Below are 14,955 nucleotides of genomic sequence, written 5' to 3'. Positions count from 1 at the left end.
ATAAGCGATAATTTGTTTAAACGTATCGGCTTGTTAATAGTTCGACTGATAAGGGAGCGATAGATATGAAGCTGGATTGTGCCATCATCGGCGGCGGGCCTGCTGGTTTAAATGCAGCGCTCGTGCTGGGCAGGTCGCGAAGAGTTGTTATTGTATTTGATCACAATAAGCCTAGAAACGCGGTAACCCATGAGTCGCATGGCTTCATTACGCGAGATGGCATTGAGCCGCGCGAGCTTCGTCGATTAGCCCATGCAGATATTGCTAGGTATCCTTCGGTTACCATTAAGCCTGACAAAGTGACGGAGGTGCAGCGAAGCGAGATGGGCTTCCATCTGATGACAAGCAACGGCGTTATTTATCACGCTCGCACGCTTATTTTGGCAGCAGGTCTGAAGGAATCTTTGCCTGCTATCCCCGGCATACGAGATTTTTATGGAAGAAGCTTGTTCAGCTGCCCATACTGCGATGGCTGGGAGCTGCGTGATCAACCGCTCGTCGTCATTTCGGAGGGCTCGAATATTTTCAATTTGGCGAAAACGGTGTTTAACTGGAGTCGTAATGTAGTCGTTTGTACGAATGGAATGAACAGCCTTAGCTCGCAGCAGATCGGTCAACTAGGGCAAAGAGGGATTCAAGTGACGCAGCAAAAAATTAAAGCTCTCCATGGCGAGAATGGCCGCCTTCATCGTATCGTATTTGCGAATAACACCGAGATTGAGCGCACAGGCGGCTTTGTTACACCATCATGGGGTCAAGCAGCGCACTTCGGAGAAGCGCTCGGCTGTGCGATGACACAGGCAGGCGGCTTCGTTACGGACGATTACGGCAGAACGAGCATAAGGGGCATATATGCAGCAGGCGATTCTTCTATTATTGTACCTGCACAGCTTGTTGTCGCAGCCGGAGAAGGCAGCAAAGCTGCCATTGGGGTCAATACCGATTTGTCGCATCAGGATTTTGGATTTTAGCAGCTGAAGCGAGCGTGTATAATCGCAGCAATATCGTTATACCGATTAAGGATTTTTTGCTAAAATAAGGATTAGTTAATAGACATCGTTGTTACATCCCTACTCATTATGGGTATTGGTGTTGGACTGAATTAATTAGACGGCTCTAAAAGTATAGAGAGTGTTAATTATCAGCGAGAAAAGGAGGGATCCTATGTTAGAAAAACTGCATGCGGACGATCATGTTTTAAATCAATTTCCATTTATGCGAGATGAGCTGCAATACAATCTGATTCATTTAATTACGGCATTGGAAGGCGCAACGAGCTTGAAGACGTCTGACGGACGGCTGCTCTTTGCAGGTTCGCCTGGTCATAACGCTTGGTTATGGCTATCGGAGGATTTGACAGAAGAGCGCAGAGACATACTTATGCAGGAGCTTATCGCTTATTACGAAGGTACGGATTTGCCGGGTATATGCGGAGCTCCATCTACAGCAGAACCGTTCGCGAAAATGTATGCGGAGGCGAACCAGCTGCAATATCGCGCTTATATGTTGATGACTGCTTATTCATGCCCAAAGGTGATTAAGCCCATGAAGGTAAAAGGGAAAATGATTCAAGCAACACGCCAGCATGTAGAGCTTGTCGCTGAGTTTTTGGCTGGCTTCTCTGAGGACGCGTATGGGGCTTCGGTTATACCTGCCAGTCAGATGCCCGCTGCAGAGGGAATGGTCATGAGAGGCAATTTATATTTCTGGTCTGTTGATGAACTTCCAGTGGCTATGGCCAACATCGCTCATCGATCTCCGCGGCACGGACGGATCAATGCGGTTTATACGCCGTCTGTCCTTCGGAGAAACGGCTATGCCAGTGCGGTTGTAGCGGGAATTTGCGAAATTTTGGAGGAAGAGAACAGGGAGCCGATGCTGTATGCGGATAATAAAAACCCTGCTGCTAACAAAGTCTATCAAAATATAGGTTTTGTCCAGAGTGGGCCGATTGCTGAAATTAGATTTATGTAGATGCAAAAGCTTAGAAAGTAGGAACTGATTTGAAGATTGATCGTTTACTCGCGATGACGGTACTGCTGCTTAACCGGGGACGAATAAGCGCCAAGGAGCTGGCGGATCGTTTTGAAGTATCAACAAAAACAATTTACCGCGACATGGATACGTTAAGCCAGTCCGGCATTCCGGTGTTGGCTCATCAAGGGACAACGGGCGGGTTCGAGATTATGGAGCAATATACGCTGTCTCGTCACTATTTAACATTAGCAGAAATTTCGTCGCTTATAGCAGCCGTCAAAGGCATAGGCACCGCATTGGATGATGCGACCTATGCTGGTTTGCATGAGAAGGTAAGAGCATTGCTGCACAAATCGGATAAGCTTCAGAACGATCACCTTGGAGATAGCTTGGTTTTTGATTTGAACCCTTGGGGGCAGGGGCCAGCAGCGCGCGACAAGGTAAACTTGTTCAAGAAGGCGATTGAAGAGACACGGAAGGCGGAGCTCAGCTACATTAACATGAATGGCACGGAAACGGAGCGAGTGATTGAGCCGTATGCGCTTATTTTGAAGGGAAACATATGGTATTTGCAGGCTTATTGCACGCTTCGTGAGCAGTTCCGCGTATTCCGTTTATCGCGCATACAGAAGCTGAATCTATTGCTGGAGCGATTTGAACGCCGCGAGACACCTTCGCTGGACAGTTACTCATGGGATGTAGAATGGTCGAAAAATGCCGATACCATCGTAACGCTTATTTTCCAGCCGCAGGTGCGCCACCGTGTAGGAGATGCTTTCCATCCGGATCAAGTGACTGTATTAGCGGATGGAAGCTTGCGTGTGGAAGGCAAGCATACGATAGATGACTGGTTTTATGGGATGCTGCTAAGCTACGGCGATCAGGTTAAGGTTGAGCAGCCTCAGGCTCTCGTGGAGCAAATCATATTGCGAGCTCAAAATATTGTTAACCGTTATAAGAACTAAGACAGACAGCTGTCCAGTTTCCTACGGTAAAATAAGATCATACCAAGGAAATGGGGGAAACAGTAGATGAATGATACCATTGCAGTAAAACCAGCAGTTACGCTTATAGGGGTAACAGCGCGCACGACGAATGCTCAGGAAACGGGAGCAAACGGACTTTTATCGGGTCTATGGGATTCGTATTTCAGCAGCGGTATTTCAGAACGAGCACAGGTGAATAACGGTCATCTTATCTATGCGCTGTATACGGATTATGAAAGTGATGCTAGTGGAGCCTATACGGTGCTTATCGGCCATGAGCGGGCAGATGCACAAGCCGAGCTGCCGGATGGACTAGAGCAAGCGACGGTTCCAGAGGCTAAATTTATGGTTTTTAAAACGAAGAAGGGTCCCGTTTATGAGGTTGTAGCGCAAGCATGGGGCGAGATTTGGGCGTTTTTCAAGCATTCGTCTATTGAGCGCACTTATGGCGGCGATTACGAGCTGTATGACGGCCGGACATTTGACCCTGCGAATGCGGAAGTCGACATCTATATTGCGATAAAATAAAAAACGGTTGTCCTATTGGCTGACTCAGCTCAGAGGACAACCGTTTTTTCTATTCTTTGCTTATGGTCAATTACTCTGCTTGATAATCCTGAACGAGAAGCTCCAGAGCGCCCGTTTCGGGGTCGAGTATAAAGCCGTGAACCGGAATGTCTTTTGGGAAGAGAGGATGCTTACGGATCAATTTGACGCTGTGCATGACGCCTTCTTCGGAACTTGCGAAGCCCCGCAAAAATTTATCCATGCGTATTCCTGAATTTTCGAGCGTTTCAATGGCAAGCGGATCGATGCCGTGATCTTGGAATTTGCTGACCATGCCTTCTGTATTGAGGTTGGTCATACCGCAGCCATGATGGCCAATGACGAGAACCTCGCGAGCCCCAAGCTCGTACACGGCGATGAGGATGCTGCGCATCGCGCTTCCGAACGGCTGAGTCAGAATGGCGCCGGCATTTTTAATAAATTTGGCATCGCCATTTTTTAAATTTAATGCTTTTGGCAGAAGCTCTACAAGTCTAGTGTCCATACAAGTAAGAACTGCAATCTTCTTATCGGGAAATTTGTCAGTCAAATAGGCTTCATATTGTTTTTCCTCAACAAATTTTTTATTAAACTCCAATATTTGTGGAACCATGGACATATAATTGCCTCCTAACCCAAGATCGTTTTTCTATTGTTTATTTTATTATTCATAGAAAAAGGGGGCTAGTCAAATGTTTTGCTAATGAATTAATCCGCTCTGCTTTGCTTTTTCCAGCATTTTGGTAGAATAGCGGTTAATCCATTTCTTCAGTGCTAGGCCAATCAGCAGTGCAGCACCAGCAAAAAGGGCAAGAGCAATTAAATCTCTGGCAACGATATCCCATAAGATACCGCCCACCGCTTCGCGCATCATGCTGATCGCGTAGGTGAAAGGCAGGAAGGGGTGAATTGCTTGAAAAAACGGCGGTGTAACTTGAATTGGGAACGTGCCTCCAGATCCAGCAAGCTGAAGCACGAGCAAAACAATAGCCATCGCCTTGCCGACATTGCCAAATACGGATACAAGCGTGTACACAATCAGCATGAACACCGCGCTCAAAATAACGCCAAACAGCACAAACCAGATTTTGTCGGCGACATACGCCTTAAGCAGCCATATATCGCCGATCGTAACAAGCAGCGACTGTACAATCGCAATCGTAAGGAAGGTCAGGTAACGCCCAAAATAGACGTGATAGCTGCGGTATGCGGTTTCTGATGTGGAATGAACGTCCACACTAAGCAGTGAAACGAGCAGCAGCGCACCAACCCATAGCGATAGCGTTGTGAAAAATGGGGACATGGCTGAACCGTAATTCGGTATCGGATATAGGCGGTTCTCCTTCAATATAACCGGCTCAGCGAAAAAAGCACCCTCGCGTTCGGCGTCATTTTTGAGCAAATCAACAAGCTCATTTAAATTGCCTTCCTTTTCCAAGTCACGAATCCGCTGTGCGAGTCCTTTGATCTTTTGTTCAGCTGCGGGTAAGTTTTTTTGAATGTTGGCCATTTCCTTGCCGCCAAGCTCTAGTCCCTTAGCAGCGTCGCTTACGATGGATGCAGCACTTGGAATGACCTTGTTTGCTTCCGCTAATATGGACTCTGCTGTTGCAGCAGATTTTTTCGCTTTGTCCGCTGCTTGTTTGATATGCGGCAAAATTTCACTGTCATAACGGCCCAGCACGTCTGTTAAGAACGAAGAGGTTTCCTTGGATAAGGTGCCGAGACGATCGATTAGCGTTTGCGCTGGCTTCTCGCCTTTTTCGACTGCCGACCGGATTTGCTTAACAATCGTAAGCTGCTGCTGAAACCTTGTGTTTACCTGTTTTAGTCGATCAATGGTCGACACGATTACTTTACTTGGTGCCAAATCATTCAAGCGATCGAGCAGATTCAGCATCCCATCAATAACGATGATGGAACTTGTGAGGCGCTGCTCTGCCAGCTCCAAGCTCTTTTTTACCACTTCAGGATCTATATTCGTATCTTGTAATATGCCGACAAGCTCCTCCACCGAATTGGCCGTTTGCAGCAGCAGCTGTAAATCCTGCTTAATAAGCGGGCCGGCCGTGTCGAGGGCCGATTTGCTTTGGTCAAAAAAAGTACCAAGCTGCTTGGAGAAAGCTTCGCCATCCTTGGCGAGCTGGGCAGCTTTTGGCAGCTCCGTTTGAACGGTTGCAACAATTTTTTTCGATTTTTCAATATCAGTAACCGCTAGTGCGACGGCGTCATTAATCTGAGGGAACAATGATTCCAGCTTGAATACAGTACTGCGAACCTGCTCAATCGCTGGTTTGTTCTCCTCGAGCTCAATGCCTATTTGATTGAATATACGAAAAATCGTTTCGTTAGCGGTTTTGACGAAGCTTGCGCGGACCTGCTCAATGATGCCGCTCGCACCCTTCTGGGCGATTTTTGGCGATACGGCATTGATCTTCTCATTTACCGCGTAATCGAGCTCTGCTTGTTGAAGATTGTTCGATAGCACTGTAGCCATTTTGGCAGAAAAATCGGGCGGAATGGTGATGCTGGCATAATAGTCGCCATGCTTAACGCCTTCAATGGCCTTGTTGCCCTCTACGAACACCCAGCCAATTTTTTTATTTTCCTTCAAGGAGGCTATAATTTCGTCTCCAACTTTGATGGGCGTCCCATGCAGCACAGCGCCTTCATCGTTGTTCACGACGGCTATGGCAAGTGAACTGGTCTGGCCGTATGGGTCCCAAGACGCTTCAATGTTGAACCAAGCATATAAAGACGGCAAAAAAGCGAGTCCGACGATGACGATGGCAGCTGCGCTGTTCCGGAAAATACTGCGAAGATCTTTGGCGTAAATAGCGAATATAGGCCCCATGTTCTCCCACCTTCAACAATGATTTACTTAGTATTGCTGAATAGTCCAAAAACTACACCACAGAATTGTCGCTGGTATCCATGGGAGTACAGGTGAGCATAGAAAAAGCAGCATCCAAAGCGTTTTACGCCTCGGATACTGCTCTTGGTTTGATTATTATATTGCTCAGCTTTCGTTAAAAATTTCAGCGAGCAGCTCATAGGAGCGAAGACGCGCTGCATGATCATAAACTTGGCTAACGACAATTAACTCGTCAGCGCCAGTCTGTTCAATCATGGCGCTCAGCTTGTCTTTAACCGTTGCTTTGGTGCCGGCAATGGTGAAGCTGAGCTGCTTTTGAACGATCATTTTCTCCTGCTCGTTCCATAGGCCATCCATGCTGTCAACTGGCGGGTTCAGCTGTCCCATGCGTCCTCTTATCAGGTTCAGGAAGGCTTGCTCCTGAGAGGTAGCTAGGAATTTAGCGGCTTCATCGGAATCAGCGATAATGACGTTCAAGCCAACCATCGCATATGGCTTATCCAGCACCTCCGATGGACGGAAGTTGTCGCGATACAGCTTCAATGCGGGCAGCAGGAAATCCGGCGCAAAATGGCTAGCAAAAGCAAACGGGAGGCCATGGTGACCAGCAAGCTGTGCACTAAAGCCGCTGGAGCCAAGCAGCCAGATCGGAACATCTAGACCCTCGCCGGGAACAGCCCTTGGCAATACGCCGCGTGATTCAGCGCTCGGATGGAAGTAATGGCGCAGCTCGTTCAGCTGCTCTGGGAAATCCTCGCCGTTGCTGCCAAGTCCGCGGCGCAGCGCGCGGGCAGCCACTTGATCAGAGCCTGGCGCTCTTCCAAGCCCAAGGTCGATACGGCCTGGATACATGGATTCGAGCGTACCGAACTGTTCGGCAATGACGAGCGGTGCGTGATTCGGAAGCATAATGCCGCCAGAGCCCACGCGGATTTTTTCTGTTCCAGCAGCTACGTAGCCGATAACAACTGAAGTGGCAGAGCTTGCGATGCCAGGCATATTATGATGCTCGGCGAGCCAGAATCGATTGTAGCCCCATTTATCAGCGTGCTGGGCTAGCTCAAGTGTGTTTCGGAATGAATGAGCGGGCGAGCTGCCGGTTACGATTGGTGCAAGATCTAATATCGAAAAGGGAATATTGTGTATAGACATCGTTGAATTTACCTCCCATGTAGCGCACAGCGGGATGCTGCTGTACGGATAGTTTAAAACCCCAGCGCCAGCAAGGGCGTGGGGCATTATGCTTAAGTCTATTACTGTGGGTTTGTTGTCCAGATTCCTGCGGCTTTAATAAATACGCGATCAGGCAGCTTCAACGTTGCAAGAACCAGCGCAGCCATATCCTCAGCTTGCATCATGCGATCCTCGTCACCAATTTTCAGGCCAGCATTTGAAGCAAGCTCTGTATTGACTGTACTTGGTGTTAGGGCTGTTACACGAATGTTGGATTTGCGGACCTCTTGCATAAGCGCCTCAGTCATGCCCATGACAGCAAACTTGGAAGCACAGTAAGCGGAGCCGGTTGCAAAACCGCGTTCGCCAGCCGTAGAAGCGATATTGATGATGCTTCCGCCGCTTTGCTCCAGCATAGTTGGAAGTGCAGCGCGAGTTACATAGTAGGTTCCGAGCACATTCGTTTGGATGATGCGCTCCCACTGCTCGTGATCCATTTCAAGCAGTGTGCCGAACGTACCGATTCCTGCATTGTTAATTAGAATATCGATGGAGCCTAAGCTCTCTTTGAGTGATGCAATCGCTTGATCGACATCCGATTTAACAGCGATATCAGCAGTTGCAATGAAAACCTTAACCCCGTAAGTGCTTGAAAGGGAGTCTTTTAATGCTTCCAAGTCGGCGCTTGTACGAGCAATGATGCCAAGGTTGACACCCTCTGCAGCTAAAGCAACAGCAATCGCTTTGCCGATGCCTTTTCCTGCGCCGGTAATGATAGCTGATCTATTTTTTAATTCCATGGTTATCTCTCCTCTATTCATTGTAGATTGCTTGATTCGTATGAAGCGGCATAGATATGATATCCTCATAACAAGGAATTTACTACGTTGTGTCTTATTATTGAGCTATATTCTAAGGATTGCAAGTACCAACTTTATATTTGAAAATAGGACAGAATGATGATGGCGCTTTCTCATAATGCCAGTTATCATGCGATTTTCTGGTGAATTAGACAGGCAGCGTAGAGATTGCATATGTAGATTTGTATAATGTTTTGACGAAAGGAGCCGCTCACATTGGGAGATCAGCATTTTAAAGAAACTGTAGAATTGACCTTGAAAGTCATAGGCGGGAAATGGAAGCCAGTTATTCTTTGTCATTTGACTTCAGGAACGCATCGATTCGGCGAGCTGAAGCGGGAGATGCCGGCCATTACCCAAAAAATGCTTACGCAGCAGCTGCGAGAATTAGAGGAAGATGCGATCATTGATCGCAAGGTGTATGTGCAGGTGCCGCCTAAGGTAGAGTACTCTTTAACAGAGTACGGTTTAACGGTAAAGGAGCTGCTGAACGTCATGTCGAAATGGGGCGAGCAGCACCAAGAAAGAACAGCTGAGCTGCACGAAAAATGATAGAAATGGCTGCTCATAGTTCCCTAATGGGTACTACGTTACATAAAAGTGCGTACTTTTTTTTTTATCCGTAACTCTCTAGAATAGGCCTTGTGAGTGAAACAAACAGAACCTATGAGGAGTGAATATAGATGAAATTGCAATTAGCACTGGATCTTGTTGATATTCAAGGGGCTATTGAAGTTGTGAAGCAGGTTGAATCTTTTGTTGATGTCGTGGAAATTGGAACGCCGATCGTAATCAATGAAGGCTTGCATGCGGTCAAAGCGCTTAAGGAAGCTTTTCCTAACCTGACCGTACTTGCGGATTTGAAAATCATGGACGCAGGCGGCTACGAAGTGATGAAAGCTTCTGAAGCTGGTGCGGATATCGTAACGATTCTTGGTGTTGCAGAGGATGCGAGCATCAAGGGTGCCGTCGATGAAGCGAAGAAACAAGGAAAACAAATATTGGTTGATATGATTGCCGTTAAAAACTTGGCGGAGCGTGCGGCTGAAGTCGATGCACTCGGCGTTGATTATATTTGTGTTCATACGGGCTACGATCTGCAAGCGGCTGGTCAAAACTCCTTCGAGGACTTGCGCACTATTAAAGCAGTGGTGAAAAATGCAAAGGTAGCTGTGGCAGGCGGCATTAAGCTGAACACCTTGCCGGAAGTTATCGCTGCTGGTCCTGATCTTGTCATCGTAGGCGGCGGCATTACGGGACAAGCCGATATTAAAGCAGCAGCTGCCGAAATGCAGCAATTGATTAAGCAAGGTTAATTCGAAGGATGCCAAAAGAGAATAATCTAGCTGCTATCATGCAGGAGTTGAATCAAGCCTCGGGTCAGCTGTCAGAGGAGCAATTGGAGCTGCTCTCTGAAGCTGTTGGCTCGGCAAGACGCGTATTCGTGGCAGGAGCAGGCCGCTCGGGACTGATGATGCGGGCGTTCGCGATGAGACTTATGCATCTCGGCTTGGATGTGTATGTCGTTGGTGAGACGGTTACGCGCAGCTTGAGCAAAGGTGATTTGCTTCTAATTGGCTCCGGCTCTGGCGAGACAAAATCGCTGGTGCCGATGGCGGAGAAAGCGCGAAGCTTGGAAGCCGCGGTAGGCGCATTAACCCTCTCGCCAGCATCGACGATCGGCAATTTGGCTGACATCGTCGTCAAGCTGCCTGGCGCTCCGAAGGATCAGGCAGCGAATGAAACGGCTACGATTCAGCCGATGGGCTCATTATTTGAGCAAATGCTGCTGATTGTATGCGACGCTATTATTTTGCGATTGATGGAGAAGCAGGCGTTAAGCGGACAAGCGATGTATGGCAATCATGCGAATTTAGAATAGCTGTAGTTTAGAAGGGACTTTCTCTAGGGCGCAATGCGGCCAGGGATCGTCCCTTTTTTTATTTCTAACGACTAGGATCTATTCGTAATAACGGCTCGATAGCGAAGGCGATACGGAAGCGAAGGCTTTCAGTGGGATCTTTGAGCTTAATGCCCATCAGCTTCTCGCATTTGTCCAATCGATAAATAACCGTATTCCGGTGCACAAAAAGCCGTTTAGACGTTTCGACGAGCTGGCATTGTGTATCGTAATACATATTCAGCGTCCGCATCAGTTCCTTTTGCTCGGTTTCTTCAATAGTAGAGAAGCATTGAAAGGTTTCCTCGTAAAATTGCTTCAGCTCATCATCGGGAATCATACGGAAGAGATAGCTGATATCCTTGGATTGATAAGACTGAACAAACCTCGTTTTTTTCATCTGGTAACCGATTTGCAGCGCTTTGACTGCCTCATTATACGACAGTCCGATATCAAGTACGTTAGTTACCGGATTGCCGACGCCAAGCGAGATGCTAAGCTGGGATTGCTCAAACAGCTGAGATGTCATAGCGGATAAATGCTTGAGGAACGTACCCTCCTCCCACTTGGACTCTTGAATGAACAAGAGCATCCCGAACAAATCATTTTTGGTAAACATGACGAACACTTCACCCAGCAAGGAAAAATGGCGCTTAATCAGCTCATATTGCACATCCCGCTCAGAGATCAGGCGCTCGTCGAACAGAGCCGCAGCATTAGTTGTTTGGCTCTCTCTAGGGTTTGTCTGCTCATCCTTCTTTGCAGCTAAAAGCAGATATTTCCCTTTTTGCTTGAGACCGTATTTTTTGCCGCGATGCAAAGCCTCTTGCTCAGAACCGATAAAACCATCGATTAAATCGGAGAAAAATTCATTTTTGTACCGACGTGAACGCTCCTTTACCGCCTGCAGCTTCGACATCTCCATGCCTATGACGTTAGAGGCCTGTTCTAGCGTTAAGTCATGTTGGTTTGATGAGGCTTGTTTGGGCTGAAAGGTAATCAAATAACCCTCATGCCTATAGGTGAATATCGGATAGATCGCTACATGGCGGTATTCGTGTAAAGCGGGATCAAGCAAGCAGTGGTGTGCTGCAGTTTGAAGAGAGGGCTGGCTGCTTAGAACGGTTTCGACTGCTGATACGAGAGGCAGAAACTTAGGCAGCTTGAAGTGATGCGAGTGAGACGTAACCTGCAGCTTGCTGCTAAGCAGCACAACAGGCGAGTGAAGCAGCTGCGTAAGGGCAGTTACAATTTCGGGAATACCGTTTCCTTTCATGATCATTGAAGCAAATTGTTTGTGGACGGTTAGCGAATGCTGCAGCTCATCATTTTTATTATCTAAAATAACGCTGGTCGAGCGCTGCAAGATTTCTCCGAGCGAATGCTCAACCGAAGAGATTTCGATAATCGGAAACGGGATACGATCGGCCGCATCCTTGATCTCTTGGGGAATGTCGAGGGCAAAACGTCTCGTCTTTACCGCTAGGCCAGAGCATTTCAATTGATTCATCTTCAATATAAGATCGAGTAGAGCTTCAGGATTTTCCTTCATAAAGTAGCCGTTTGTAAGCAGCAGCTCGCCAGGCTTTAAGAAATGAATGATGTCGGGGGCATCCATAATATTAACGGTTTCAACGACACGGGATAAGCCGCTGTGGCCTGCAATGACCGTTGATCCAGAAAATATTGGGTGTAACAGCAATTGTTCGAGCAGCATTCTTATTCATCCCTCTCCGGTTTAGTTCCTGATATAAAAGCTAGCAGTATTCAAGAATGCTGTAAAGAATATGTTAGACGTTTCATCTAAAAATATAAATAAGATTTGTATTGAACGTACAATGACAGTTCGTGGGCAAGCAGGTATGCTCTTTTCAAGGGTTTACATGCCAAATAACAACTGACGGGTGAGCCTCTCCGTAAGGTTTGTTTCATCGTCCACATGATAATCGGAGGTGAGGACATTGCTGGATTTACTCCTTACACAAGTTCGTTTACAGAATGAAACAAGGCTCATGGATATTGGAGTGCGGCAGGGAAAGGTCGAGTATCTAGCGCCAAGCGGGAGCGAATTTGTACCCGAAGCACAGCTCATAGAGCTCGCTGCTGGCGGGATGCTGCTGCCGGGTTTTGTAGAGCCGCATATTCATTTGGAGAAGTCTTATCTGCTCTCGCGAATGACTCAGGAGGCAGCCTCTTTATCTGAGGCGATTCGCATGACCGCGGATATGAAGCATGACTTCACCCCGGCAGATATGGAGTTGCGTTCGCTTGCTGTTATTCGTGAAGCGATTCGCAGCGGTGTCACGCATATGCGCTGCCATGTGGAGGTTGATCCTATCCTTGGTCTGACAGCCTTTGAGGCTGTGCTTGAGCTGAAGGAGAAGGTGAAACACGCCCTTGATATACAAATTGTAGTGTTTCCTCAAGAGGGCATATTCAAAAGTCCAGGTACGGCTGAACTCATGGATGAGGCCATGCGTTCCGGAGGCGATGTGGTAGGCGGCATTACGTATCAGGATGATGACCTTGAAGCGCATCTGCAGTATGTATTTGAACTTGCGGAGAAATACGGCAAGCCGATCGATTTTCACGCTGATTTCTCTGATAACCCCGAACAGCTTGCAATTGTTAAAATTGCTGACAGAACGATTGCAGCAGGGATGCAAGGCCTTGTCTCCGCAGGGCATGTAACCTCGCTCGGTTCTCTGGAACGCAGGCAAGCGGAAGTTGTTGCTGATCTGATTAAGGAAGCCGATCTTCATATCATGACATTGCCGGCCACTGACTTGTTTATTGGCGGCAGAGGAGATCAGGAGAAGCAGCGACGCGGGCTAACGCCAGTAGGTATGCTGCTTGAGAAGGGGGTGAACGTTGTTGTCGGCGTTAACAATATACGCAACCCGTTTACTCCGTTTGGCAAAGCCGATCCGCTGGAGATCGCATGGCTGCTTGCTGTAACCGCACATATGGGCGGTGAAGGCGATGCTCGCCAATTGATTAAGATGCTGACAGAGGGAGCTGCAAGAGCGCTTGGGATCAGAAGCTATGGACTTCAGCTGGGCTCAGAGGCTGATATGGTGTTATTTGCAGAGCCGTCCGAACGGGACATTCTGCTCGGTAAGCCGGAGCACAGAATGGTATGGAAACGTGGTATTAAGGTGGCAGAGACCCGTGTCACGAGCAGCTTGCAAGGTTTTTTACAAGCCTAAGCGTTGATATAGAATGTCAGTATAATTACAAGATGCTTGTATGATAACAGCCTAACTAGGCACATATTAATCCAATAAAATGGCAGAGGATGGGAAAGATGAACATCACACAACTAAATCGAGTTCTTATTAATGATCGTTTATTTGATATGACACTAGACTTGCAGAAGGGTACGATTTCAAAAATAACGCCAAGCAATAATGATTCTGCTGGCGTGAACACGGGTAGCGTAAGGGATGCTGAGGGATTGCAGTATTTGCCGGCGACGACCGATATGCATATCCATTTGGACAAACATTTTTTGGGTGAGCCGTGGAAGCCGCTGCAGCCTTTTATCACATTGCCCGGACAATTGGCGTTTGAGAAGTCCATGCTGGCTTCACTGCCGACTACGGCAGCCGAGCGTGCGCGTCGTCTTATCGATTTGCTCCTCAGCCATGGCACCACCAAAATTCGGACGCATGTAGATGTTGATCCAGAGCTCGGCATCTCGCATTTGGAGGATGTGCTAACGGTGCGGGAAGAGTACCGTGGAGTTATGGAAATGGAGATCGTAGCTTTCCCGCAGCAGGGACTGCTTCGATCCGATTCCTTGCAGGTAATGAAGGAAGCTATGCGTGCTGGATCCGAATATGTCGGCGGTGTTGATCCGGCGGGGCTTGATCGCAAAGTCGATCGTAGTCTTGAAGCCATGTTTGAGCTTAGTGCGGAGTTTAATGCTGGCGTTGACCTTCACTTGCATGATCCCGGCCACTTAGGCCTATATACGATAAGCCGCTTTGCTGAACTGACGGCACAAGCGGATAAAGGAGGAAGAACGGCAGTCAGCCATGCGTATTGTTTAGGGCAAGTGAGCGAAGGAGAGTCCAAAGAACTCGCTCAGCAGCTTAAGGCAAATGACGTAGCGATCATTACGAGCGTTCCACTCGATAGACCAATGCCTCGCGTAGATCAGCTTGTAGCAGAAGGGGTTCGCGTACACGTCGGCTCGGATAATATTCTCGATGCTTGGAGCCCTTTCGGCAACGGGGATTTGCTTGCAAGAGGTGCGAAGCTGGCAGAAAAATTCGGCTGGATACTTGATGACGAGCTGCTGCAAACCTATCCGCTTATTGCAGCGGGGACACTTGCGCCCAAGGCAGGCGATCCTGCCAGCTTTATGCTGGTGGCTGCGCTGAATGCGAAGCATGCGCTGGCATATGCTCCGGCTCGCACCGCGGCTTTCTCTAACGGGAAGCTGGTAGGCGGCAAATGGGCGGAAGCGATGACGAAGGCATAAGCACAAAAAGTGAAACAACTCAGTACTGCCGCTCGTTCAAATGGTGTTCATTATTTTTCTGTATGACAGTGCAGTAGCGCCAAAAGCTTCGATAGGGCAAGTAGCAAATTCGGATCGGACGTTCGACATGCGTGTTTAGTTTAAAGTAA

14 protein-coding genes are annotated in these 14,955 nt (G+C 47.9%); 9 read left to right on the top strand and 5 right to left on the bottom strand.

Translation table 11 applies throughout. The features are described 5' to 3' along the window. The first annotated feature begins 65 nt into the window (after window positions 1–65). From MHH56_RS32020 to MHH56_RS32005, 4 genes are all read left to right on the top strand, one after another. Window positions 66–971: an NAD(P)/FAD-dependent oxidoreductase gene (locus MHH56_RS32020; protein WP_339205557.1), complete on the top strand. Its 906-nt coding sequence runs from the start codon at window positions 66–68 to the stop codon at window positions 969–971. A 193-nt stretch (window positions 972–1,164) separates the two neighbouring features. Beyond that, a complete protein-coding gene (locus tag MHH56_RS32015; RefSeq protein ID WP_339205555.1) occupies window positions 1,165–1,974 on the top strand; it encodes a GNAT family N-acetyltransferase in 810 nt (269 codons plus the stop codon). A gap of 29 nt (window positions 1,975–2,003) precedes the next feature. After that, complete coding sequence (locus MHH56_RS32010; RefSeq protein ID WP_339205553.1) at window positions 2,004–2,942, top strand: YafY family protein; 939 nt, start codon at window positions 2,004–2,006, stop codon at window positions 2,940–2,942. A 66-nt stretch (window positions 2,943–3,008) separates the two neighbouring features. After that, window positions 3,009–3,491, top strand: coding sequence for a GyrI-like domain-containing protein (locus MHH56_RS32005; protein WP_339205552.1), 483 nt, complete (start codon window positions 3,009–3,011; stop codon window positions 3,489–3,491). Between the two features lie 70 nt (window positions 3,492–3,561). Here the strand turns inward: MHH56_RS32005 and MHH56_RS32000 are convergent, their stop codons facing one another. From MHH56_RS32000 to MHH56_RS31985, 4 genes are all read right to left on the bottom strand, one after another. Further along, entirely contained in the window at window positions 3,562–4,128 is a 567-nt protein-coding gene (locus MHH56_RS32000) for a carbonic anhydrase (RefSeq protein ID WP_339205551.1), read from the bottom strand. A gap of 81 nt (window positions 4,129–4,209) precedes the next feature. After that, complete coding sequence (locus MHH56_RS31995) at window positions 4,210–6,363, bottom strand: YhgE/Pip domain-containing protein (protein ID WP_339205550.1); 2,154 nt, start codon at window positions 6,361–6,363, stop codon at window positions 4,210–4,212. A 165-nt stretch (window positions 6,364–6,528) separates the two neighbouring features. Continuing rightward, entirely contained in the window at window positions 6,529–7,536 is a 1,008-nt protein-coding gene (locus MHH56_RS31990) for an LLM class flavin-dependent oxidoreductase (protein WP_339205549.1), read from the bottom strand. A gap of 101 nt (window positions 7,537–7,637) precedes the next feature. Further along, window positions 7,638–8,357, bottom strand: a complete 720-nt coding sequence (locus tag MHH56_RS31985; protein WP_339205548.1) for a 3-ketoacyl-ACP reductase — start codon at window positions 8,355–8,357, stop codon at window positions 7,638–7,640. 276 nt (window positions 8,358–8,633) lie between these two features. Here MHH56_RS31985 and MHH56_RS31980 point away from each other — a divergent pair, with 276 nt between their 5' ends. From MHH56_RS31980 to hxlB, 3 genes are all read left to right on the top strand, one after another. Continuing rightward, a complete protein-coding gene (locus tag MHH56_RS31980) occupies window positions 8,634–8,969 on the top strand; it encodes a helix-turn-helix domain-containing protein (protein ID WP_339205547.1) in 336 nt (111 codons plus the stop codon). Window positions 8,970–9,100: 131 nt separating this feature from the next. Next, the gene (gene hxlA / locus MHH56_RS31975; RefSeq protein ID WP_076266387.1) at window positions 9,101–9,733 is read left to right on the top strand and encodes a 3-hexulose-6-phosphate synthase; all 633 of its coding nucleotides are present in this window, start codon (window positions 9,101–9,103) and stop codon (window positions 9,731–9,733) included. 8 nt (window positions 9,734–9,741) lie between these two features. After that, window positions 9,742–10,299, top strand: coding sequence for a 6-phospho-3-hexuloisomerase (gene hxlB, locus MHH56_RS31970; RefSeq protein ID WP_339205546.1), 558 nt, complete (start codon window positions 9,742–9,744; stop codon window positions 10,297–10,299). A 64-nt stretch (window positions 10,300–10,363) separates the two neighbouring features. Here hxlB and MHH56_RS31965 read toward each other — a convergent pair whose 3' ends face one another. Further along, window positions 10,364–12,034, bottom strand: coding sequence for a PucR family transcriptional regulator ligand-binding domain-containing protein (locus MHH56_RS31965; protein ID WP_339205545.1), 1,671 nt, complete (start codon window positions 12,032–12,034; stop codon window positions 10,364–10,366). Between the two features lie 244 nt (window positions 12,035–12,278). On the opposite strand from MHH56_RS31965, the gene MHH56_RS31960 reads away from it, so the two are divergent. Together MHH56_RS31960 and MHH56_RS31955 are read left to right on the top strand one after the other, a co-directional pair. Continuing rightward, entirely contained in the window at window positions 12,279–13,526 is a 1,248-nt protein-coding gene (locus tag MHH56_RS31960; RefSeq protein WP_339205544.1) for an amidohydrolase family protein, read from the top strand. Between the two features lie 98 nt (window positions 13,527–13,624). Continuing rightward, window positions 13,625–14,806, top strand: a complete 1,182-nt coding sequence (locus MHH56_RS31955) for an amidohydrolase family protein (RefSeq protein ID WP_339205543.1) — start codon at window positions 13,625–13,627, stop codon at window positions 14,804–14,806. The last annotated feature ends 149 nt before the right edge of the window (window positions 14,807–14,955 follow it).

This window comes from Paenibacillus sp. FSL K6-3182 (genome assembly GCF_037976325.1).
GTDB lineage: Bacteria > Bacillota > Bacilli > Paenibacillales > Paenibacillaceae > Pristimantibacillus.
This window is presented reverse-complemented; position numbering and strand designations above follow the sequence as displayed.

What these genes read in the sequence shown, in the direction of transcription:
- MHH56_RS32020 (WP_339205557.1), top strand. Translation starts at nt 66, where the DNA reads ATGAAGCTGGATTGTGCCATCATCGGCGGCGGGCCTGCTGGTTTAAAT.
- MHH56_RS32015 (WP_339205555.1), top strand. Translation starts at nt 1,165, where the DNA reads ATGTTAGAAAAACTGCATGCGGACGATCATGTTTTAAATCAATTTCCA.
- MHH56_RS32005 (WP_339205552.1), top strand. Translation starts at nt 3,009, where the DNA reads ATGAATGATACCATTGCAGTAAAACCAGCAGTTACGCTTATAGGGGTA.
- MHH56_RS32000 (WP_339205551.1), bottom strand. Translation starts at nt 4,128, where the DNA reads ATGTCCATGGTTCCACAAATATTGGAGTTTAATAAAAAATTTGTTGAG.
- MHH56_RS31995 (WP_339205550.1), bottom strand. Translation starts at nt 6,363, where the DNA reads ATGGGGCCTATATTCGCTATTTACGCCAAAGATCTTCGCAGTATTTTC.
- MHH56_RS31990 (WP_339205549.1), bottom strand. Translation starts at nt 7,536, where the DNA reads ATGTCTATACACAATATTCCCTTTTCGATATTAGATCTTGCACCAATC.
- MHH56_RS31985 (WP_339205548.1), bottom strand. Translation starts at nt 8,357, where the DNA reads ATGGAATTAAAAAATAGATCAGCTATCATTACCGGCGCAGGAAAAGGC.
- hxlA (WP_076266387.1), top strand. Translation starts at nt 9,101, where the DNA reads ATGAAATTGCAATTAGCACTGGATCTTGTTGATATTCAAGGGGCTATT.
- hxlB (WP_339205546.1), top strand. Translation starts at nt 9,742, where the DNA reads ATGCCAAAAGAGAATAATCTAGCTGCTATCATGCAGGAGTTGAATCAA.
- MHH56_RS31965 (WP_339205545.1), bottom strand. Translation starts at nt 12,034, where the DNA reads ATGCTGCTCGAACAATTGCTGTTACACCCAATATTTTCTGGATCAACG.
- MHH56_RS31955 (WP_339205543.1), top strand. Translation starts at nt 13,625, where the DNA reads ATGAACATCACACAACTAAATCGAGTTCTTATTAATGATCGTTTATTT.